This window comes from Calothrix sp. CBUCES-K 9914, from assembly GCF_059640475.1.
The window spans coordinates 1-22,009 of sequence record NZ_JBXXZH010000160.1 but is presented as its reverse complement, the minus strand read 5'-3'; the positions used below and the strand labels follow the sequence as shown (position 1 = coordinate 22,009).

At 38.1% G+C, this 22,009-nt stretch carries 17 protein-coding genes and 1 pseudogene; 8 read left to right on the top strand and 10 right to left on the bottom strand.

Annotation, left to right across the window (positions count from 1 at the left end):
• Positions 1-1,823 (top strand): hypothetical protein (locus AC2JBO_RS28885; RefSeq protein WP_496957071.1); only part of this gene is annotated, 1,823 nt, incomplete at its 5' end.
• 550 nt (positions 1,824-2,373) lie between these two features.
• The gene (locus AC2JBO_RS28880) at positions 2,374-2,994 is read left to right on the top strand and encodes a Uma2 family endonuclease (protein WP_496957070.1); all 621 of its coding nucleotides are present in this window, start codon (positions 2,374-2,376) and stop codon (positions 2,992-2,994) included.
• A gap of 50 nt (positions 2,995-3,044) precedes the next feature.
• On the opposite strand, the gene AC2JBO_RS28875 is transcribed toward AC2JBO_RS28880, so the two are convergent.
• Positions 3,045-3,407, bottom strand: a complete 363-nt coding sequence (locus AC2JBO_RS28875; RefSeq protein ID WP_496957072.1) for a relaxase/mobilization nuclease domain-containing protein — start codon at positions 3,405-3,407, stop codon at positions 3,045-3,047.
• Here AC2JBO_RS28875 and AC2JBO_RS28870 point away from each other — a divergent pair.
• Positions 3,390-3,656, top strand: a pseudogene (locus tag AC2JBO_RS28870) (HNH endonuclease); the annotation flags it as partial. The gene AC2JBO_RS28875 and the pseudogene AC2JBO_RS28870 overlap by 18 nt on opposite strands.
• Before the next feature lie 97 nt (positions 3,657-3,753).
• Here AC2JBO_RS28870 and AC2JBO_RS28865 read toward each other — a convergent pair.
• The 3 genes from AC2JBO_RS28865 to AC2JBO_RS28855 form a co-directional block, all read right to left on the bottom strand.
• Positions 3,754-5,154 (bottom strand): efflux RND transporter periplasmic adaptor subunit, encoded by a 1,401-nt coding sequence (locus AC2JBO_RS28865; RefSeq protein WP_496957069.1) that lies wholly within the window; start codon positions 5,152-5,154, stop codon positions 3,754-3,756.
• A 19-nt stretch (positions 5,155-5,173) separates the two neighbouring features.
• Positions 5,174-8,392: an efflux RND transporter permease subunit gene (locus AC2JBO_RS28860; RefSeq protein ID WP_496957068.1), complete on the bottom strand. Its 3,219-nt coding sequence runs from the start codon at positions 8,390-8,392 to the stop codon at positions 5,174-5,176.
• Positions 8,393-8,593: 201 nt separating this feature from the next.
• The gene (locus AC2JBO_RS28855; protein ID WP_496957067.1) at positions 8,594-9,124 is read right to left on the bottom strand and encodes a PadR family transcriptional regulator; all 531 of its coding nucleotides are present in this window, start codon (positions 9,122-9,124) and stop codon (positions 8,594-8,596) included.
• 256 nt (positions 9,125-9,380) lie between these two features.
• On the opposite strand from AC2JBO_RS28855, the gene AC2JBO_RS28850 reads away from it, so the two are divergent.
• Positions 9,381-10,412 (top strand): FecCD family ABC transporter permease, encoded by a 1,032-nt coding sequence (locus tag AC2JBO_RS28850; RefSeq protein ID WP_496957066.1) that lies wholly within the window; start codon positions 9,381-9,383, stop codon positions 10,410-10,412.
• Positions 10,409-11,233, top strand: coding sequence for an ABC transporter ATP-binding protein (locus AC2JBO_RS28845; RefSeq protein ID WP_496957065.1), 825 nt, complete (start codon positions 10,409-10,411; stop codon positions 11,231-11,233). The genes AC2JBO_RS28850 and AC2JBO_RS28845 overlap by 4 nt, the downstream gene beginning before the upstream one ends.
• Here the strand turns inward: AC2JBO_RS28845 and AC2JBO_RS28840 are convergent.
• The 6 genes from AC2JBO_RS28840 to AC2JBO_RS28815 all read right to left on the bottom strand — a co-directional run bounded on the left by AC2JBO_RS28840 (position 11,139) and on the right by AC2JBO_RS28815 (position 17,607).
• Positions 11,139-12,128, bottom strand: coding sequence for an ABC transporter substrate-binding protein (locus AC2JBO_RS28840; protein WP_496957064.1), 990 nt, complete (start codon positions 12,126-12,128; stop codon positions 11,139-11,141). The genes AC2JBO_RS28845 and AC2JBO_RS28840 overlap by 95 nt on opposite strands.
• Before the next feature lie 89 nt (positions 12,129-12,217).
• Positions 12,218-14,647, bottom strand: coding sequence for a pentapeptide repeat-containing protein (locus AC2JBO_RS28835; RefSeq protein ID WP_496957063.1), 2,430 nt, complete (start codon positions 14,645-14,647; stop codon positions 12,218-12,220).
• A 32-nt stretch (positions 14,648-14,679) separates the two neighbouring features.
• The gene (locus tag AC2JBO_RS28830) at positions 14,680-15,888 is read right to left on the bottom strand and encodes a PP2C family serine/threonine-protein phosphatase (RefSeq protein WP_496957062.1); all 1,209 of its coding nucleotides are present in this window, start codon (positions 15,886-15,888) and stop codon (positions 14,680-14,682) included.
• A 15-nt stretch (positions 15,889-15,903) separates the two neighbouring features.
• Complete coding sequence (locus AC2JBO_RS28825; protein WP_496957061.1) at positions 15,904-16,566, bottom strand: vWA domain-containing protein; 663 nt, start codon at positions 16,564-16,566, stop codon at positions 15,904-15,906.
• Positions 16,567-16,664: 98 nt separating this feature from the next.
• Positions 16,665-17,114, bottom strand: a complete 450-nt coding sequence (locus tag AC2JBO_RS28820; RefSeq protein ID WP_496957060.1) for a hypothetical protein — start codon at positions 17,112-17,114, stop codon at positions 16,665-16,667.
• A 58-nt stretch (positions 17,115-17,172) separates the two neighbouring features.
• Positions 17,173-17,607: a hypothetical protein gene (locus tag AC2JBO_RS28815; protein WP_496957059.1), complete on the bottom strand. Its 435-nt coding sequence runs from the start codon at positions 17,605-17,607 to the stop codon at positions 17,173-17,175.
• Between the two features lie 340 nt (positions 17,608-17,947).
• Between AC2JBO_RS28815 and grpE the strand changes: the two genes are divergently transcribed.
• From grpE to AC2JBO_RS28800, 3 genes are all read left to right on the top strand, one after another.
• The gene (gene grpE, locus AC2JBO_RS28810; protein WP_496957058.1) at positions 17,948-18,604 is read left to right on the top strand and encodes a nucleotide exchange factor GrpE; all 657 of its coding nucleotides are present in this window, start codon (positions 17,948-17,950) and stop codon (positions 18,602-18,604) included.
• Positions 18,605-18,662: 58 nt separating this feature from the next.
• Positions 18,663-20,231, top strand: coding sequence for an Hsp70 family protein (locus tag AC2JBO_RS28805; RefSeq protein ID WP_496957057.1), 1,569 nt, complete (start codon positions 18,663-18,665; stop codon positions 20,229-20,231).
• Positions 20,232-20,303: 72 nt separating this feature from the next.
• Positions 20,304-21,884: an Hsp70 family protein gene (locus AC2JBO_RS28800; RefSeq protein WP_496957056.1), complete on the top strand. Its 1,581-nt coding sequence runs from the start codon at positions 20,304-20,306 to the stop codon at positions 21,882-21,884.
• The last annotated feature ends 125 nt before the right edge of the window (positions 21,885-22,009 follow it).

Genomic DNA, 22,009 nt, shown 5'->3' with positions numbered 1-22,009 from the left:
ATACTGCGACTCCAACGTTTAGCTTTAGTTATCCAAACAATCTTAACTTTGACGATATCGAATTATTAAACAAGTCACTTATTGATGTAAGTGGTTTAACTTCCGGTTTAGTACACATTTCTGGTCGTCAAGTCAATTTTAAAGAAGGGTCGCTTGTTTGGTCACAAAACCGAGGAACTCAAAAAGCTGGAGACATAAATGTTTTTGCATCGGATAGTTTAAAACTTATAGATACTACATTTAAAAGCATTGCTAGCGGTTTAGTCAATGAAACTATTGGACAAGGCGCCAGTGGTGATATTAATATTATTACGCCAAAATTAGATATTCGTAACGGTGCTACCATCGCAGCCAACACATACAGTATAGGTACTGGTGGCAATATTAATATTAACGCCCAATCTATTGCTGTTTTTGATTATTCTCCTGTCTCATCTCGTTCGATTAGTACTCTAAGTGCTTTTGCTTTTTCTGAAGGTAACGCTGGAAATATTAATATCTCCACACAGTCTTTGTCAATATTCGGTGGTGGTTTTATTGGTTCTGTCACCACTTCGAGCGGCGCCAGTGGTAATGTAAATATTAAATCTCAAGATATTCAGATTTCTGGAAGGGCGCCTGCTGGTGATGTTAGTAATATTACTTCCTCAAGTTGGAGAACAGGTAGTCCAGGTAAAATCAATATTGATACAGCAAAACTAAAAGTGTTAAACGGTGGTTTGATATCCTCTTCGAGTTTTAGTAATAGTTCTGCGGGAAATGTAACTATTAATGCTTCTGATAGTATAGAAGTAACTGGTAAATCTGGCTCAACAACTAGCCAAATACGCTCGGCAGTTCGCGTCTTTGGTTCAGAACTACAAGACAAAAACCAAGCTGCTGCTCTTCGCAGTCAGCTAAAACTGCCTGATGTTCCCAAAGGAAATGCTGGTGATGTAACTATTAACACAGGTAATTTGCAAGTTAGTGATGGAGCGAGAATTAGCGTTCAGAACCAAGGTATTGGAAATGGGGGAACGCTCAATATTCAGGATAATTCACTAGTACTAAAAGACCGAAGTAGTATTACTGCGAATACAGCATCAGGTGTAGGAGGTAATATTCAGATTAAATCAACAGACATGCGTCTACAAAACAATAGTGACATTACTGCTACGGCTCTTGGCAATACAGGAAATGGAGGAAATATTAGCATTGATACAAAAACGCTTGTATCATTAAATAATAGTGATATAACTGCCAATGCCCAAGCAAGTTTCGGTGGCAGAATTACTATTAATGCTACGGGAATAGTTGGTGTACAAACTAATAATAAATTAACATCACAAAGTAACGTTACCGCAAATTCACAGCAAGGGAGTTTATTTAACGGAGTTGTATCGATTAATTCGTTTAACTTTGACCCTAATGTTGGAGCAATTGAGTTACCATCTAATTTTATTCAAGTATCCGAACAAATAGTTGCGGGGTGTCCAGCCGAAGCTGGAAATAAATTTGTAATAGTCGGTCGGGGTGGACTACCAGAAAATCCTACAAATGCTCTAAGAAGTGAAACAATTTGGTCAGATTTAAGACCTCAACTTGAAGAAAGTACAAATAGAATTAGTAGAACGCCTCAATCTTTACATGATGAATCAACTTCAATTATCGAAGCAACAAATTGGGTACTAGATGAAAAAGGAAATGTAGAACTAATCGCGCGCTTCCCCCATCAGGAAAATTATGTTGCTTTAAATTTAAAGTGTAGAAGTTGGGGCGTGAGTAGCAACGGAACAGAATATGACCAGACCCAAAACTTGCCAAGGTCTGGAAACATAAGCTAGAATTTCAGTGTTTGCAACCTTTATTGCTGCGTTGTTGATTTGCGAAGAGTTCCTAATAAGGAAGCATAATTTGTCCATTTACCTAAAATGGAAGCATAAAGCTATACGTGAGTAATAAAATTTTACATCCTTTAAACCTAATAAAAACGTGTACGTAACACAAGTTCTAGTTTATACATCTTTGCCCAGCTTGAGTTTTGGGCTTTGAAGCATAATTTGTCCGATAGGCGATTGGAAGCATATACCGCCTTTTCCTGCCAAGTTATCGTCCCAGTTACATCCGTTGCTACTCACACTCCGTAATCAAGGTTTGACAAGCATTGCAGGTATTAAAAGCATAACATTGTCGAGAGAAATTAGAAATATAAGCTCACCAAACGGCAATCCGCATGGGTATACCGACATAAAGCGATATTTTCTAATCCCGGTTTTCTGTTCCGTTGCTACTCACGCTCCTAGTAACGCGATTTAAAATGATTTGGTTGAGGAATCTCCGGTTTAATCGCAAGATGTTAAATTCAAATATATGTTTCGGTTCTAACTTCTAACTATGACCCAAACTCTAATCAAACCCGTTACCTACGAAGAGTTTATCGAATGGTATCCCAACGACGGGAAGCAGTACGAACTACATGATGGAGTAATTATTGAGATGGCGCCACCTACCGGAGACCATGAAAAAGTTGTTGGTTTTTTAACCGTAGAAATTGCCGTGCAGTTCAGGCAGCTAAAGCTACCTTACACCATCCCTAAAACCGCGTTTGTTAAAACACCATCCACAAAATCAGTTTATTCACCTGACGTATTGTTATTAAACCTTGACAATCTTGATAACGAACCTCTTTTCCAAAAAGAGTCAACGGTTACTCAGGCTGAATCCGTACCCTTGGTAGTTGAAGTAGTGAGTACCAACTGGCGTGACGATTACCATAAAAAGTTTGCTGATTATGAAGAAATGGGCATTCCTGAGTTCTGGATTGCTGATTATAAAGGGTTGGGGGGTAAAAAATTTATCGGAGACCCAAAACAGCCTACTTTCTCGGTATGTCAACTTGTTGAGGATGAATACATAATTACTAAGTTCACGGGCAACGACTTGATTATTTCTTCTGCATTTCCCCAACTTAACCTTACCGCACAGCAGGTTTTTGATGCGGCTTTACCACGGTAAAATATGATTGGCGCATGTCCATTATCCGTTAAAAGGAATTTGTGCAAAGCTCAAACCCAATAATGCCCAAGTGAGAGTGTTACTACTGTAAAAATTTTGATTTTTAAGGTAGTAACTGCTTTTAACCAAACTACAATAAATTTGGTTTCTTCTTCTCTGGATGGAGTACCCTTCTTAGCTTCAACTTCCCAACTACTTTGTTGTGGAATAAGCTCGTACTTGTGTTCAATCTTCCTTAAAGCTTTTTGGATATTAATGTAATCCAGATAATCGTTTTTACATTTACCTTGATAATCAACCCGATTGACTATTAAATGCATGTGCGGTCTGATTTCATCCGTATTTAACATTTTAGCATCGGTGTGTAATGCTAATAAATATTGATGGTTATTATCATCAAATGCAAAGGCAATAAATCACCTTTCGACGGAGATTTGGGGTACTGGAGCGAACGTAATAGTAAGCTCTACGACGGAGAAACCTCTAAAGTCTTAAAAAGGCAAAACCATACATGTGGACATTGCGGATTACAGTTTACAAGTGAAGAACGAGTACACTTACATCATATAGATGGGAATCACAACAATTGGAAAACCAAAAATCTAATTGTTATTCATCAATCCTGTCACCAATATGTTCATATGAGCAAAAACGCAAGTTAAGAATATCGAGAGCTGGATACACGAAAACGGGTACGTCCAGATCGAACAGAGAGGTGCCCTGGATAATACCGGGCATCGACTCTATCAATTGTTGAGGTCAAGGGCGCCTTTCTACACGAGCATTTCCTCCTTCCTGCAAGTCATCAGTAGGGTTAGTAACCAACACCATATCCGGAGTTATTCCAGAAGTTACTTCGACTTCTGTACCATAATCCCGTCCAAGTTGAACTTTGTGATAATGTACTGTATTGTCAGGCGCCACAGCTACTACTTGTGTTCCTTTAGCATTAGTAACTAAAGTATTTGCAGGAACTAGTAATGGTGGATTGGTTCGGTTAGCTGTAAACGTAACTTGTGTGTACATACCAGGTCGTAAAAGATTACCTGGGTTTGGAACTAAAATTTCAGTTAATAAAGTATTTGTAGAAGCATCCAAAGAATCAGCAGTACGAACTATTTTACCTGTAAATGTTTTTGCGCTGTACTCGCGGACATTTACTTGTGCAGTTTCTCCTGGGCGAATAGATTGTATAAATGACTGCGGTACACTTACTTTTACACGTAATTGCTCTGTTTGAGCAAGTTTAAATAACCATGCATTGGTGGAATTGCTATTACTACCCGCAGAAATTAAGGCGCCTGTATCAACGTTACGAGCAGTAATTGTACCAGCAAAAGGCGCCGTTACTTGTTTGAAGTTTTGCAATACAGTTAATCGCTGTACATTAGCTCGACTTGCTGCTAAGGAAGCAAGATAAGCATTGACGTTTGCTTGCTGTGAGGCAATACCAGCAATGGCATTATTTATACTGTCTTTATCTGAATTGACGCGCGCTGTAATTGTGTTAACATTTGCCACAGAAGTGTCGTATTGAGTTTTATGTTCGTCAGCAGATAGTGCTGTTACTGCACCCTGTTGTACTAATTGTTGCCAGCGCTGCCAGTTTTGACGTGCGAGTTGCATGTTAGTTTTAGCTTCAACTAATTGCGCTTGTGTTGCTTGTAAATTAGATTTAGCTTGCGATAAATTACTTTGTTTTTGTACTAAGTCTGCTTGTACTTGTGCTAAGTTTGCTTCCGCTTTCGCTAACTCCGCGCGTGCTTGCTGTACATCTTGGTCAGTTTCTGGTGTGTCGATAAATGCTAATGTTTGACCTTGACGTACTCGGTCGCCAATGTCAACTGTTCTTTGACGTAAATATCCACTACTACGAGCATAAATTGTTGTTTCTTGGTTCGCTTGAATGCTACCGGTAAAGTTTAATTCTGTAGAGTTTTTTCCTAGTTTGGGTTTGACGACTTTAAGGGTGGGAACATCGGTTGCGGCAGATTTTGCGAGTGCGTTTAGTTCGGTTTGACGCTGTAAACGTGGGAGGATTCCGATTATTAGTAGTCCGGTGACGATTATACCTGTGCCAGCGAGAAGTGTGATAGATGTGAATTTATTTTTTTTGGGAGTTTTTGGAGTGTCGGTTGGGGGTTTTTGTTGAGTTTCCATAATTTAAATTTATATAGAGTTACCGTGTTATAGGAATTCCAACTACAGGAGTTTCTTCTTCTAAATTACGTGGCTGTTTTCTCCGCAACATGCTGTAAACTACAGGCACAAAAATCAACGTTGCACTCGTTGCTGCTAATAGTCCTCCAATAACCGCGCGTCCCAATGGTGCGTTTTGTTCTCCTCCTTCACCTAAACCTAGTGACATTGGTAACATCCCCATTATCATGGCGCCGGCTGTCATTAAGACTGGACGTAAGCGAGTGTATCCTGCTGAAGCAGCTGCGGGTAAAGCTTTTTCTCCTTCTAGTCGTTGGTCGTTTGCGAATGTTACTAGCAAAATACTATTCGCTGTCGCTACACCAATACTCATAATGGCGCCCATCAAGGAAGGTACACTCAAGGTTGTATTGGTGACGAATAATATCCAAATAATTCCAGCTAAAGCGTTTGGTAGCGCCATCATAATAATGAAGGGGTCTACCCATGATTGAAAGTTTACTACCATCAAGCAATATACAAGCGCAATAGCAAAAATTAATCCAACTCCTAAACCAAGAAACGAGGTATTCATCGTCTCGACTTGACCACGCACGATAATGGAAGAACCGCGCGGGAGTTTACGTTTGTATTCACCAACGACTTTGTATATAGAGTTAGCGACACTTCCCAAGTCTCGACCTTGAACGTTCGCGTAAACGTCAAACACTGGTTGAACGTTGTAATGGTTGATGTTTATGGCAGCTTTACCGCGTTTAACTTCGGCAAGGTTACTTAATAGTTGAGGTGATGTCGATGTTGAGCCAGAATTATTAGCTATTGGTAAACTCTCTAATGTTTCTAGAGAATTAACTTTGTATTGCGGTACTTGTACGGCAACTAGATAATTTACTCCTTTGATAGGGTCTAACCAGTAATTTGGTGAAGTTTGTCCACTGGAACTTAATGATGTAAGTAAATTATTTGCAACATCGCGCTGTGCTAGTCCAACACGTTGCGCTTGTGTACGGTCTACGTTAATACGCAGTTCCGGAGCATCGACAACTTGGTGTAAATGTACATCTACTGCCCCAGATATTTTACTCAACTTGGCTTTGATTTGCTTGGCAATTTCGTAATTAGCTTTACGGTTCTTTGCTGGTCCTATTACTTGAATATCAACTGGCGCCGGTAAACCAAAGTTAAGAATTTGCGTCACAATATCCGCAGGTTGGAAAAAGAATGTTAGCTGAGGAAATTGAGCAGTTAGTAATGTGCGTATCTGCTTGACGTATTGCCATGTTGGATGATGGTGTTCGCTTAGTGATACCAAAATTTCTCCGTCACCTGCACCTATTGTTGCTGAGTCACTAAATGCTAAATTTACACCTCCCACAGGTAAACCAATATTATCAAGGATAATTTCTAATTCTTGTTTTGGTATAGTTTTGCGAATTACATTTTCAACTTCGGTAAAATACCGTTCTGTTTCTTCTATTCTGGTTCCTGCAGGCGCCCGCACGTGTAATCGAAACTGTCCTGCATCTACCTGTGGAAAGAAATCTTGTCCGACAAAAGGTAGAAGTACCAACGCACTCATCCAAAAGGCGCCGAACATTGCAAAAACAGGAGTACGATGATTGAGTGCCCAGGCTAATGTATTGCGGTAGTTAGAGCGAAATCTTTCAAAATGACGATTGAATCTTTGGTGCAGGCGCCAGAATACATCATGCTTAGTGTCTTGGTTATTATCTGACTCATGCTCTATATATAGATGTACTTCGCGTCCAAGTAAAAAATTTGCCATCATCGGCACAACTGTCCGCGATAATAGATATGAAGCAAGCATTGCGAATGCTACTGCCATTCCTAAAGGCATAAACAGCGATTGTGCTACACCCGATAAAAACACAACAGGTACAAATACAATACAGATAGCTAGTGTAGATACCAAAGCTGGAACTGCTATTTGTTGGGCGCCATCTAAAATAGCAGTTTGTAAAGGTTTACCTTGTCCTAAGTTACGGTGAATATTTTCAATTTCCACCGTTGCATCATCAACTAAAATACCCACAGCTAACGATAAACCACCCAACGTCATAATATTGAGCGTTTGTCCTAGCGCGCGCATGATAATAATCGAACATAGAATCGATAATGGTATTGATATAGCAACAATTAAGGTACTGCGCCAACTACCCAAGAATAATAAAATCATTGCAGCGGTTAAACATGCTGCTATCAAACCTTCTGTAAGGACACCTTGAATTGAAGCTTTAACAAATATTGATTGGTCGAATAATAAATCTATATTTAACTCTTTTGGTAACGTTGCTTTAATACGGGGTAATGCTTCCTTGACGCGCGCTACCACATCCAGCGTACTAGCACCACCATTTTTTAGTACAGTTAACAAACTCGAACGTCTACCATCACGACGCGCAATATTAGTTTGAACAGCAAAACCATCGTGAACTTGAGCAACATCACGAATATAAATAACAGTACCGTTAACTTGTTTGATTGGTAAATTATTCAGCGCGTCGATTACTTGCGGACTACTATTTAAACGAACAGTATATTCCCGTTCCCCTAACTTCGCGCTCCCCGCAGGTAATATTAAATTTTGTGCGTTAATTGCCGTCGTCACATCTGTAGCAGACAAACCTTTCGCAAAAAGCGCTTGTGGGTCAATATCCACCATAATTTGCCGAGGTTTACCACCATATGGTAGTGGTACAGAGGCGCCTTGTATTGTTGCTAACTGTGTTCGTAAGAAATTATTACCATTGTCATATAATTCTTGCTCTGACAGTGACTTACTACTAACACTCATCTGTAAAACAGGAACATTTGAAGCGTTATAACGAATAATTAGCGGTGGGGTAATACCAGGTGGCATAATCCGCAGTAACGTTTGTGTAATCGATGTCAACTGTGCTACCGCAGCTTCTACTTTGGCGCCGGGTTGAAAGAATACTTTAATAACGCTAACACCGTTAAGTGATTGTGATTCAATGTGTTCAATATCATTAACGGTCGTTGTATACGCGCGCTCATTAGTAGTAACAATACGCTGCTCCATTTCCTCTGGTGCAACACCCCCATAAGTCCAAATAACGCTGACAACAGGAATATTAATCTCAGGGAAAATATCTACAGGCATTCGTAAAATAGTTATTACACCCAACACAACAATTAAAATTGCAGTGATTACAAATGTGTAAGGACGACGAAGCGCTAGTTTTACTATCCACATAAATAAAGGGGGGAAAGAAATTTCCAAAAATTAAATCATTCATCTTGTGGAACAGGCATCCTTGCCTGTCTAATATATAAGGTAGACAGTTTCCATTTAATATAATAGGAAGGGACGGGCAAGGATGCCCATTCCACAAGATGTTTATTCCACAAGATATTTATTCCACAAGATATTTATTCCACAAGAAAATCTTTAAAATTACCTATAGACTTCAATTGCTAAGTTGTTTTCTGTTTCCAGCAGTTCTGATAACCATTCAATTTCAGACTCGATAACAGCTATCGCACGTTTTTGCAATGCTACTTGAAAAACATCCTCTGTAAATGGAAGCGCTTTTTTCTCAGCAAGACGCAAACGACACGATATTAACCGATGGTCGATTAATTGTATTCGCTCTTGTGATGATAAGTCGCTGAAAAAGAAAAACTTGATCATGAACCTGGAACGCACGTTTACCCAGCTTTCTTGGGGATGTGCCAGCATTTCTTGGCGCCAGTTAGTTTTACCCGTGGGTGTAATGCAATAGAACTTACCCCCATGTGAGGCTTCTTGTACTTGTTCGGTACACAGCATGACTTCTCCCTGGTCTTCCATCCGTTTCAAAAGTGGATAAATTGCCCCATAATTCACGCAAATACTGCAACTCATGAACGTTTCCAGGGATTGTTTGAGGCGATAACCGTTCATTGGTTCACGCTGCAACAAACCCAATACCGCAAGCTTTAACATTTAGTTATATCAGGTTGATATATCTATAAACAGTAACAGGCTATAAACATTTCAGCAAGTAGTTCATTGGTAAAGATTTATGATAAAGATAAGCAACGGATATAACGGATGTAACGGATGAACTATTTATTTATCTGTTAGAGGATGTTTGAAAAGTTACGAAAGCTAATGAATAACGCCCGCAATCCAAAAATCTGAAATATACTATTTATGAATTATGAAGGGCTATTGCCTAAAGGTTATCGTCTAAAATTGAATGATTTATCGTCTACTCTTAAATACTAAGTGTATTGACTTACGTCTGCCCAATGTGCTAATGGTCTTGACTTTGGTAACATTGATTACTTTTGTCACTGCACTCTTGGTCGGGGATTATTCCTTAACAGTTTTAGATGTATTTAAAAGCCTTGTAGGGTGGACGACAGCAGACTTTGAGTCGCTTTTCGTTATCCGCACGCTACGTCTACCACGAGTGTTAATTGCTTGGTTAGTAGGCGTAGGTTTAGCTGTTTCTGGGGCGATTTTGCAAGGATTAACGCGAAATGTTTTAGCTGACCCTGGTATTATTGGTGTGAATGCAGGTGCAGCATTAGGTGCAGTGAGCATAATTGTGCTTTTTCCTACAGTTCCTTTTGAACTGCTACCAATCGTGGCTTTTGGGGGTGGGTTGACTATAGCATTGCTCATCTATTTACTAGCAGGAGGTAAAAATAGTTCTCCTTTACGCTTAGTTCTCTGCGGAGTAGCTTTAGCTGCGGTTACTAATGCTCTTACCACCTTAATGCTAACTTTTGGAAAAATTAACAATGTCACTGTAGCCTTAGTATGGCTAGCGGGGAGTGTTTCTGGCAAGAGTTGGGAACAGTTTTGGCTTTTGCTGATTTGGATGTTGGTGCTTGTGCCTTTGCTATTGTTAATGGCAAGAGAATTAAATGTTTTGCAATTTGGTGATGAAGTTGCAAGAGGGTTAGGCTGTGCGGTAATCAGACAGCGAACTTGTCTTTTACTAATTAGTGTAACTTTAGCTTCTGTCTGTGTCGCTACTGCTGGCGCCATGAGTTTTGTTGGATTAATTGCTCCCCATTTTGCTCGCCGTTTGGTAGGGTCATTCTCTAATAGATTGATACTAGTTACTGCCTTGATAGGTGGTTTGTTAGTAATGTTAGCAGACTTGTTAGGGCGGACGCTATTTGCTCCTATCGAACTGCCCTGTGGATTAATGACTACAGTTATTGGAACACCTTACTTTATATATATGTTGTTACAAAGCCATTGGAAGCAAAAGTGATGAGTTTGGAGACCCGCAGATTAAATCTAGGTTATGACAACAAATGTATTATTTCTCAGCTAGACTTAACAATTCCCAGTTCTCAAATTACTGTGTTAGTCGGTCCTAACGGCTGTGGAAAGTCTACATTGTTACGAGGTTTAGCTCGGTTGCTCAAACCTGATGCCGGCAATGTTTACCTTGATGGCGCCGACCTATTCAAAAAGTCTACCCAAGAAGTTGCTAAAAGAATGGGAATACTATCTCAAGGGTCAGTAGCTCCAGAAGATTTAACTGTGCGTGACTTAGTGGCAATGGGTCGATACCCGCATAAGCATTGGTGGGAAGGTCGATCTAAGGAAGATGAGCGATTGACCGAGTGGGCACTTTCAACTACAGGTTTGCTGAAAATGGCAGACACACCTTTGGATAATCTTTCTGGGGGACAGCGCCAGCGTGCTTGGATTGCGATGACGTTGGCACAGGAAACATCCATATTATTGTTAGATGAGCCGACTACTTTCTTAGATTTGGCGCATCAAGTGGAGGTACTGGAACTACTATGGGAGTTAAATCGCTCACAAGGTAGAACGATTGTAATGGTTTTACACGACTTAAATCAAGCATGTCGCTATGCTGATTATTTAGTAATGCTACGGGATGGAAAGGTGTTTGCTAAAGGTACACCTAAGAAATTAATGACAGAGGCGATGTTGCTTTCAGTGTTTGGCTTGGAATGTTGTATTATTAATGATCCAGTGGCAGGTACGCCAATGTGTGTTCCGCGATTACCTCATCGCCTGGGAGCAGATATCGAAACAAATCATCAATCACTCGATTAGCAGCCAGGGGTCCGGTACCAAGCCAGTAATAAGGAACCTCATGTACCCTATGACGTTGGACAACTTTTAATTTAGTCCATAATGGCTCTGCTTTTAGCTGTCGCAAAGCTTGTTGAACATCACCAATCCCAATATCAACTTTAGTTACAAATACAATATCCCCCTCTACCCAATCAAGAAGCTCTTTAGAAATTGGATAAGCAATAGGGTTTCCTCCCTTGCGGCGTGTAGCTTCAATATCTAAATTTTGTAAGGGTGGGCGAGGCAGACCTGCATCTTTTAGAATAGTGGAAGAAAAAGCACCTTTTGTAAATACGGATACTGAATCAGTAGCTACGCGCAAAATTGATACTTTGGTTTCGCTGAGTTGTTTACCCATGCGAGTTTTAAACTGAGTTAGGCGCCTGTTATAGTTTGCCATAACTTGAGAAGCTACTTGTTTCTTATCTAAGGTATTGGCAATGAACGTAAAAATCTCTTTCCAGTCCCCACTTGTTTCTAGCTTTACTAGTACTGTGGGAGCGATATCTGATAAAAGTGGGTAAATGTTTTTGTGAAAAATACTGCTACCTAAAATTAAATCTGGTTTCAGAGCGAGAATTTTCTCTAAATTATTTGGTGACCAGCTTACGTCTTTAATTCCTACTGTTTTATCTTTAACATGTATTTGTTCGAGATACATACGAGGGGCACCTACTGGCTTGACTCCCAACGACAAAACTGGATCTAACACGTAAGCGTCTAAGACTACGATTCGTTGAGGGTGGAGAGAAATTTTAGTTTCACCCATAACGTGTTTGATAGGTCTAATGTTAACTGGGGAGGAAACGATAGGAGAAATAGGACTAATTTGATTATGACCGCAAGCAGAAACATATAGGAGTAAGAAAGACACAATCAACAATAAATGTTTCCAATACTTCCTTACTATTGAAATCAGAAAAAGCGTTATTACCGCCGCCACTAAAAATATAAGCATCAACTCTACTTCCGGTCTGCCCTATTAATGACCCAACTATCTGTTTTTGTATCCCGTATCAAGGATAAACGCAATGACTCAGGAACTACACTACTTCCTCTCGAATATTTCAAATCTGTATCTACAATAGCAGCTTCATTACTTTTTGACACTAGAGAGACTTCTTGAATCTCAATTTTGTCAACTGATCCCCACCATTGTAAAAATGATTGGTATCCCTTTTCGTGAACTTTTGTATCAGTTTGAAGTTGATTGGATAGATGCTTCCAAGCAGCAGAATACTGACGGTTATTGAGATTTGAATAGTAACTTTGCACGATTTTTTCTGGTGGAACTCCAGAGTTATCTGATTGAGATTTGTTTACACTCTGTTTTTCACCATTAGGCATCGTTGCTCCTTCAAAGTTGCTAAACCATTGGCTTGTTTCTTCAAGGTTAGCCCGTTCAAAATTTGCCTCTCTGAAATCTCCCCGGAACATATCAGCTTTTTTTAAATTTGCTCCTTGCATATTAACCATTTGCATTTGTACAGTTTTCAAAGAAGTTGAAAGTAATTTGGCGCCAACAAAATTAGCAGCATTAGCTTTTACATCTTCTAGCACAGCTTTAGTCAAGTTCGCACCGCTAAAATTCGCTTTTTCAGCCCTTGCTCCATTTAATTCAGCATTTTCTAGCTTGGCGTTACTGAGATTTGCAGAAGTTAGATTTGCATTTTTTAATTTAGAATCTTGAAGATTTGCGCTAACTAAAGTGGCGCCAAGAAGACTACTATTACTCAAGTTGGCACCAAGTAGATTCGCTCCATTCAAATTGGCTTGTCTCAGATCGGCGCCTTGCAAATTCACATCTTGTAAATCACAAGATGGACAACGCTTTGTACTGAGTAATACTTGAACATTTGCTAATCGTTGTTTTTGTGTATCTTGTATCTGTTTTTGTTTTGCTAATTCAGCATTTTGGAAACTTTGAATCTTTTCTTTTCCATACATTAATACAGAAGTAATTAAAGCACCAATTGTTATTATTAATGAAATAAATGCAATACCAATTGACAAATATAAAATATATTTCTTGAGATTAGGTTGATTATTAATATGAGCAGCGCGTGAATGTATAATATTATTAGAACTAGGTGATTGATTTGGAATAATTTGAGGCGGTACAGAATTATTATTAGAATTAAGTGATTGATTAGGAATAGTTTGAGGCGGTACAGAATTATTATTAGAATTAAGTGGTTGATTAGCAATAAGAGGCGGTACAGAATTATTATTAGAATTAAGTGGTTGATTAGCAATAAAAGGCGGTACAGGATTATTGGTATTAAAATTTGGTAATTGATTAGGAATAATTTGAGGTTTTATAGTCGTATTTGTATTGAGTAAAAATTTATTTTTTACTAATGAAAGATTAAGGCTAAAAGGAGCAGAAAAAATATCAACGCCTAGCTTCTTTTTCCGTTCACACCAGTAGCAGTTAGCATTGCTCTGGTTATAGAAATGATTAGACACTGTGCTACAATGTGTCAACTGATCTATTGCAATACGTAAAGCATTGTACCAGTCTTGTGGGGTTGGCCGTGAATAGGGAGATGTATGCCCGTCGTTAAAGCATTTTAAAAATAATTTCTGAATTTCTGGATGAACTACGTTTAAGGGAATTTCTTTATCGGTAAGTTGAAGGTTACGACTTTGACCATGTAACCACAAACCTTGACGAATAAGTTCAATCGTTTGTGGTCCATCTCCGGGACCAGTCCACTTTCCGCCAAATGGGTGATAGCCAAAAAGCAAATGGAAAATTATTACAGCTAGCCGAAAGTTGTCATGATGTGTAGTTTGAGTTACGGAAGAAGGCTTTTTATTTAATAGCTCAGGGGGATCATAATCAGGAGTACAAACAGGACAATGGTAAACTGTTCCAAGTTTAGGGTCAATTACCTGAAACGAGTCAGTATCAATAATAGAAACTAAACCTTGGTCATTTACCAACAAATTTTGTGGCTTCATGTCACCAATAACGTAACCTTTAGTGTGAAGCGCGCCTACAATTAACGCAACATTGTATGCAGCTGCGTGTAAATAATACCAATTAAACCCTTGGGCATCTCTTTGACGGCACTTAGGATTATAAACATGTGTTAGTTCTTTTGCTTGACTAATAGGAGGCATTAAAAAACCAACACAACTACCAGAACTGTTCATCAACAAATCTTGCACCCAAGCAATAGAAATATGATTTTGCTTCTTTGTTGGGTCTTCAGGTGGATTAACCATCATCACTTGCAATTTCTTAGCTCTCTCTAAGTTTGGAGAGTGATAAATTTTGCCTAAATACCCATTACAATCAGTTTGCCAAACTTCTCCTTCTCCACTTTTAGCTAACCTTTTTGTTAGGGAAACGTACCGACCTTTGCTATCATAGTAATCATTCATAACAGTTAGCCTCAAATCTTCAATTGAAGAGGTTAGTATAAAATATAGCCTAAAAGCATCCCAACAATAGCAATGCTTGAGGCAGAAAATAACACAATTCTATTTTTATAGAAAAAATGCCAGATGTTATCTAAATTATTAACATTTAAATGTAGAAAATTAAGTTTTATTATAGTTCTTCTAAACCGCCGATTAAATATCAAAATGCAAGTAATACTAAAAACCCAAACTATAGACACAAAATTAAATAGCAAAATTACCCATTTTAATGATTTATCTTGTGTACATAAAAAAGTAAATAAATAACCATTCAAAACACTGCATGAAAAACTTCCTGATAAATAAAGCCAGAGAGTAATTGTATATTCTCTATTAGTTTTGTATGCAACAGTTTCTTTTTCACTACTTTCATGTTGAATATTTTCGCTTATCGATGCTACATCTGAATTAGTATTAGGTTTATGAATTTCACTTTCATATAAGCATATTAGGATAGTTTTATCATCATCAGTGCGAGCATTTAACTCTTTTGAATTTAGCCATTTTTTAATATCTTCTTTTTCTTGCTCCAGATTTACTGTAGTTCTAAGACCTTCTTCAAATGGTTTGAAAAAACCTGCACTTGCTTTCCAGTTGCAAAAATCAATTGCTAACCTTTCCAAGCCATCTGTGGAAGCACAAATAAATTTTGGTTTGTATTCAAAAACACCCACCTTCATTTCTAAAAGTGCGTCTGCTGATGTGATAAATGTTGTTTCATTAGCGTATTCCCCTTTGGCTGGGGTAAAAAGCAGTTCATATTCATCGGAATTTTCAGGATGCACGACAATAAAACCATCGCCAATTTGCATAGCGGTAATCCAAAAAGGAGTTGCGATGAATACTAATAAAGTACAGGCTAAATCTTTTAAGTCACAACTTTTCTCATGGGCTATATTTTTTAAATTATCAATTGCATTTTGACAAACAGTATAAAAATACTCTTTGGCTTTAACTTTTGATATTGGCTGCTGTAATTCATTAATATTTTCACCTTCAAAGATTTTTTTCAAATCTGAAAGTGCAGTCTGAACTGCATATTTTGCTCCCAAATCAGAATGTTTAGCACTACCAGCTCCATCAGCAACGGCGCCAATAATTATACGCTCAATAACTTCGTAATCACCGTAGTCTTGGCAGGGCATTTTGCGTTCAATATGACTAGTTCCTTCTATAGAACTAAGAATAGCTTTCCATTTCATAAAACATCCTCACTTTTAAGTAGGTGCTTGACCCCATCCGACTGACGGAAGCGCAACCATAGTAGTCTCTCCTGGTTTGCTGTTAGAAACACTTTTCATTGAGTTACTTAGCCAGAGAAACATTTCTCTGAAGTTCAGTCCATCCAAGACCATCGGCGGGCGTTCTGACGGCGCAATTTGTTTTAAAATATTTATATCTGCTCCTTTTACAGCAACGGCAAAGAAAACTATTTTGCCATTTTTTTCCTCACTTCTGACACGTTGTCCTACATTTTGCCAGCTATCAGTAGGCGCCCCATCTGTAATCAGCCATACCCAAGGGCGATAACATTGAATACCATTATCTCTGTAAGTTTGTTTACGCTCTTGTATTAAAAGACCATATTCAATAGCTTGTCCCATTGGAGTTGTACCAGAGGCTTTTAATTCTGGTGGCATAAATTCGTCAACTGTTATAAAATCTTGAATTAAATTTACTGAGTTACCAAAGGTGACGATGGCAACTTCAACTCGAAGTGAGGCTAAATTGTCTTCCTGTACTGAATCCTTAAATGTAACAATTCCTTTATTTAATTCTTGAATTGGTTGACCATCCATAGAGCCGGAGCTGTCAAGTAAAATGACCACTGGACATCGTGGTTCAGGATTCATGACAAATTCTGGTTGTCCTACAGGCATTTGAATCTCCTTTTTGCATTCAATTAAAGTGGTAGTATCAAAATTAACCGTATTTATATTTAGTTAGGTAGCTTGATAAATATTCTTCATTTCTGCTTTTATTTAAGGTAAAAGCAGTGTCCAGCACATCTTTCTACTACACCATTCCAGCCCCATGAATAAATAGGAAAGGCTAATAAAAATAAAAATAACAAAAACTTGAGTATACCTTTTTTCATATTTTCTCCGGCAATAAAACCAAAGGCTAGTAATATTAAATCACGAATTGTACCCTCTAAAACTTTATCAGAATCGCCACGGCTAATCAATAATTGAATAATAAAGTCAATAGTGATTAATAAACCCCCTCCCCAGATTTCTAACACGCTTCCTCCACAAATTAGTGAAGTTAATGCCATATGAGCGGAGAGTAATAAAACCATTAGCGCTATTGTTCCATCGATTAAATGTACTATTGAGCTAACAGAGGACAATGAATTAAGAAAATCAATAGGAGAAGCTTGAGCAACTATTTCTAATGCAAAACTTTGAAATAATATATAAGCCATTTATTACCCCTAGCAAGTGCGACACTTTTTCAACTAGCTTGAAAAATAATAATTGTTTTTATTTTCTTTTACGAAATATTAAATTTTCAACAAATTTTTTAACACCTTTAGTTAATGAAATATCATTTCTTCTGATTTTTATAGTTTCTCGCTCACGCACATAACCATCAAACCTACCGATGTTGAGAAGTTCACTAACACTTCCACCAAAATGACCTGTTAAATTAAATACGTTAAGCCAGAATAGAAGAATCAAAACAAAGAAGTGCCCCATAAAAGGGCCAAGAATTAGCAGCATAAGTAGTTGCATAGTTTGAAAAGGAATGCTACCAATAATTCCAATTTTGGCAAACCACAATCCAACAACAATAGTTCCTCCTACATAAATGAGGAACCAAATAAAAGGAAATCTTTGTTTGAGGTAGTTATAAATAAATCTAGTGGCAAGGCAGTAAGCCACCATACAAATCATAATAGTAGTTGCTTCTCCCATAAATAACCTCGAAAAATATCTAGCTGTAACTTTAATTTACAAAAATAAATAATTAGCCTAAATTATGTAGAGTTTGGTCTAGGCACTAGGTTACAAAATGAAAGATCAGGTTAATAACCTTATTCTTGATTAGGTGTGGAACAGCTTACTAATAGTGCCAATGAAAGAATATTCTCATATTTACTCTGATTTGTCATCTCGAAAAAGTCGTAAAAGGTCGTAAAAAGTCGTATACTTCAATATCTTATAATACATTTATAGATAGTTTAAGATATTATTTTATCAGTACCGAATCAGGTATATGTAAATATAAGTCAATAAACATAATTGATTTAAAAACATGGAACATGAAGATAGTTTAAGAAAAGTTAACGACTTTTTACAAACCACTACTTCTGAGGTACAGTCTGATTCTGCAATCAATAGCGGAACTGATGAAGAAAATTTGAGCTTCTCAGATTCTGAAGTTGTGTTAGCTGCTCAAGAACAAGTATCTCAAGAAATTCTTGGTAGCATCTCAACCCTGCAATCTAATATGTGTTCTCTTCAAGAATTGATAGAGCGGCGCCTCAGCTATGATCAAACGAAGGAGGAAGCTTTCAATAACTTGTATAATGAGTTAGATGAGCTAAAGAAAAACTCTGATTTTGAGAAAAACAAGCCATTATATATTGACTTAATTTTACTGTTTGATAGAATTGAGAGTGTTCGTCATGATTTAATACAGCGAGACAATGCCTTTGACGAAAGCGTACCGAAAGTATTAGAAACTCTTAAAGATGAGTTACTAGAAATTCTTTATCGTCGAGGGATTGAGATAATTGAATCGATACATCAAGAATTCAATCGCGCTGAACAACGTGCTATCGGTGTCGAAGTCACGACTATTGAGGCTGAGAATAATCAAGTATCGCGCGTCGTTAGAAGAGGATTTAAGCACCAAAGTAGTCTGGTTAGGCCGGAAGAAATAATCATCAAGAAGCTGCAAAAAAATTAAATTCAATAGCTTCAAAATTCTGTTACTAGTATTCAACGATACACCGGAGTTAACTAGCATGAGTGAAGAAACTATCGTTGGGATAGATTTGGGCACAACTTTTTCTGCTATCGCGTATATAAATAGCTATGGGAAACCAGAAGTTATTCCTAATTTGGAAGGAGACAGAACAACACCTTCAGTTCTATTCTTCGATGACGATGGTGAGGTAATTATTGGTAAAGAAGCTTTAAATCAAGCAATTACAGACCCACAGCGTACCGTTCGCTTTATCAAGCGAGAAATGGGAAATCCATCCTTTCGTCTAAATATTGACGGTAAAGAATATCTACCAGAAGACCTTTCGGCAATGATTTTGAGAAAACTCAAAAATGATGCTCAAGAGCGTTTAGGTAAAAAAATTGACAAAGCTGTAATTAGTGTACCCGCCTATTTTAAAGATTCTCAAAGAGAAGCAACACGTCAAGCTGGAAAAATAGCTGGTTTGGATGTTATTCGCGTTTTAAATGAACCAACAGCAGCAGCATTAGCTTACGGTCTGGATAAAGAAGTAGACCAAACTATACTTGTTTATGACTTCGGAGGTGGTACATTTGATGTCACTATCATGAAAATTGCAGGACAAGAGTTTACCGTTTTGGCAACTGATGGTGATGCAAGATTGGGTGGAAGCGATATTGATGCTCTCTTAGTAGACTTTTTGGCATCAGAGTTTAAAAAAATACATCAAGTTGATTTACGAGATCAGCCACATACTCATCAAGACCTATGGGACAAAGCCGAAATTTCTAAAAAAGACCTTTCATCTAGAAACTCGACAATTTTAACCTTATCGCTAGGGAAAAAGACAGCCAAAATAAATTTAGACCGTGATGATTATCATGACTTGATTGCCGAATTGATTCAAAAAACCGAAGGTTGTATGAACCGAGTCATTCAAGATGCAAATTTAGACTGGTCTGATGTTGACCGAGTTTTGCTAGTTGGTGGTTCTAGCAAAATTCCTATAGTCAAGGAAATGGTTGAACGTGTAACAGATAAAGAACCTGCTAGAGACATGAACCCCGATGAATGTGTTGCTTTAGGAGCAGCTATTCAGGCATCTATAGCGACAATTGAGCCAGTTGAATCCAAATCAACAAATCAAGATTCTACTTACACAGATAAAGTTGATGATAATAGTAATGTTGATATCAGGATTATTGATGTTGCTTCTCACAGTTTAGGTGTACGAGCCTTCTCTAGGGAAAAAAATAAATATACTAACAGTATTATTATCCCTCGGCTTACCAGGATTCCTTGCGAAATAACAAAGACTTTTGCAACCAACGAAGATAATCAAGCTCGGATTGAATTTGAAGTGTTACAAGGAGAGGATGAAGACCCATATTCGCCAGATATAGATCGAATTGGAAAAGCTGGACTCAAAAACCTTCCATCTCATAAAGCTGGAGAGTTACTCATAGATGTCACTCTCAAATATACTGCTGACGGAACTATTGAAGTTATTGCGACAGAACAAAAAAGCGGGCAGGTTTCTCGTGAGGTTGTGATGCAGAAATCTGGAACTTTATCCGATGAAGTAATTGAAGAAAAGCGTCAGCAATTAGAGGAGATGAACATATAATCATAGATATTCAGTCGCCTAAAAACATTTGTGTAAATATTTTTGTAACAACAAATTCACTTCTTTTTAATTATGAGCAAAGTTGTAGGAATTGACTTAGGGACAACCTTCTCGGCAGTAGCATATATTAATAAATATGGTAAGCCAGAAATCATACCTAACCGCGAAGGAGAAAGGATAACGGCTTCTGTGGTATTTTTTGAAGAAGGTACACCAATTGTGGGCAGCATTGCAAAACGCTCTGCTATTACCAATCCGTATGATACTGTTCAATTTGTGAAGCGGAAAATGGGCGACCCGGAGGCTAAGTATTATATAGAGGAAGAAACATATACTCCTGAAGAAATCTCGGCAATAATTCTGAAGCGTTTGAAAGAAGATGCAGAAACTGCTTTAGGAGAAAAAGTTAGCGATGTAGTGATTACAGTGCCTGCTTATTTTAATGACGCTCAACGCAAAGCGACTCAGGATGCTGGTCAAATAGCTGGGTTCAATGTTCTTCGTATCATTAATGAACCAACAGCAGCATCTCTCGCATATGGACTGGACAATATTAATAAAGGTCAAACGATTCTAGTCTACGACCTTGGTGGTGGAACCTTTGATGTCACAATTATGCGAATTGGTAAGCAAGGGATAGAAGTTATAGCTACTGACGGGGATAAAAACCTTGGTGGCTTTGACTGGGACAATGAAATTATGAAGTTCTTAAATCAGGAGTTTCAGAAAGAAGGTGGTTCTAATCTTTTTGATGACCCTACCTTGGAACAAGATTTGCGAGACAAAGCAGAAATTGCCAAGAAAACTCTTTCAACAAAAAGCAAAACAAAGGTGTTTCTATCAGCAGGCGGTAAAACTGTTAATATCACCATGACATTGGAAGATTTTCAAGAAATTACCCAGCATCTGATTGATAAAACTGGCGACATAATGGAAATTGTTCTTGAAGATGCGAAATTAACATGGAAAGACATTGACAAAGTTCTTTTGGTTGGTGGTTCAACTCGAATGAAGGCTGTTCCAGCTTTAATTGAAAAAATCACAGGTAAACAAGCTTCTTTAGAAGTGCATCCTGATGAAGCTGTTGCTGTTGGTGCTGCCTTACAAGGAGCATTATTACAAATTCAGCAAAAAAGTGCGGATATTGTTGACTTTAAGCAGAAAAACGCTGACCTTGTAGAGCTTCAAGTTGGTGGAGTTGATTTAGTTGAACTTGAGTCCTTTCAAATTCAGGACGTTAACTCTCACAGCATGGGGGTAATTGTTGTTGATGATAATAACCGGGATATGAACTCGATTGTTTTATCCAAAAATACTCCTATTCCCTGTAAAGTAGCCAAGAGCGGGTATTCTACACGCATGGACAAGCAGACAGGAATAATGATTCAGGTTACAGAGGGTGAAGGTGAAGACCTCAAATACGTAAAGATTCTCGGAGAGGGAACCATGTCGCTTCCTCCATATCCAAAAGGCGCCCCTTTAGAGGTTGTTTTTGAGTATGACTCTAACGGTATTGTCCATGTAACTGTTTATGATTTAACTCCTAGACAAAAAAAGCTATTAGGTGAGCTAAAAATTAAGAGAACATCAAACTTAGACGACCAGCAAGTTAAGGATAAACAGAGAAAACTGAGCAGTCTGGGTGTTAATTAGTTGTAGAGACGCTTTATGCGCGCGTCTCTACTGCCGCAAACGACTAAAAATAATGTAGGAAACTGTATACTATGATTGACTACTACAAACTTCTAAATATCAGCAAAACTGCTGGAGAGGAAGAA

Excerpts from the sequence above, each read along its gene's own strand:
- AC2JBO_RS28880 (WP_496957070.1), top strand. The coding sequence starts at position 2,374 with ATGACCCAAACTCTAATCAAACCCGTTACCTACGAAGAGTTTATCGAA.
- AC2JBO_RS28865 (WP_496957069.1), bottom strand. The coding sequence starts at position 5,154 with ATGGAAACTCAACAAAAACCCCCAACCGACACTCCAAAAACTCCCAAA.
- AC2JBO_RS28860 (WP_496957068.1), bottom strand. The coding sequence starts at position 8,392 with ATGTGGATAGTAAAACTAGCGCTTCGTCGTCCTTACACATTTGTAATC.
- AC2JBO_RS28855 (WP_496957067.1), bottom strand. The coding sequence starts at position 9,124 with ATGTTAAAGCTTGCGGTATTGGGTTTGTTGCAGCGTGAACCAATGAAC.
- AC2JBO_RS28850 (WP_496957066.1), top strand. The coding sequence starts at position 9,381 with ATGATTTATCGTCTACTCTTAAATACTAAGTGTATTGACTTACGTCTG.
- AC2JBO_RS28835 (WP_496957063.1), bottom strand. The coding sequence starts at position 14,647 with ATGAATGATTACTATGATAGCAAAGGTCGGTACGTTTCCCTAACAAAA.
- AC2JBO_RS28830 (WP_496957062.1), bottom strand. The coding sequence starts at position 15,888 with ATGAAATGGAAAGCTATTCTTAGTTCTATAGAAGGAACTAGTCATATT.
- AC2JBO_RS28825 (WP_496957061.1), bottom strand. The coding sequence starts at position 16,566 with ATGCCTGTAGGACAACCAGAATTTGTCATGAATCCTGAACCACGATGT.
- AC2JBO_RS28820 (WP_496957060.1), bottom strand. The coding sequence starts at position 17,114 with ATGGCTTATATATTATTTCAAAGTTTTGCATTAGAAATAGTTGCTCAA.
- AC2JBO_RS28815 (WP_496957059.1), bottom strand. The coding sequence starts at position 17,607 with ATGGGAGAAGCAACTACTATTATGATTTGTATGGTGGCTTACTGCCTT.
- grpE (WP_496957058.1), top strand. The coding sequence starts at position 17,948 with ATGGAACATGAAGATAGTTTAAGAAAAGTTAACGACTTTTTACAAACC.
- AC2JBO_RS28805 (WP_496957057.1), top strand. The coding sequence starts at position 18,663 with ATGAGTGAAGAAACTATCGTTGGGATAGATTTGGGCACAACTTTTTCT.
- AC2JBO_RS28800 (WP_496957056.1), top strand. The coding sequence starts at position 20,304 with ATGAGCAAAGTTGTAGGAATTGACTTAGGGACAACCTTCTCGGCAGTA.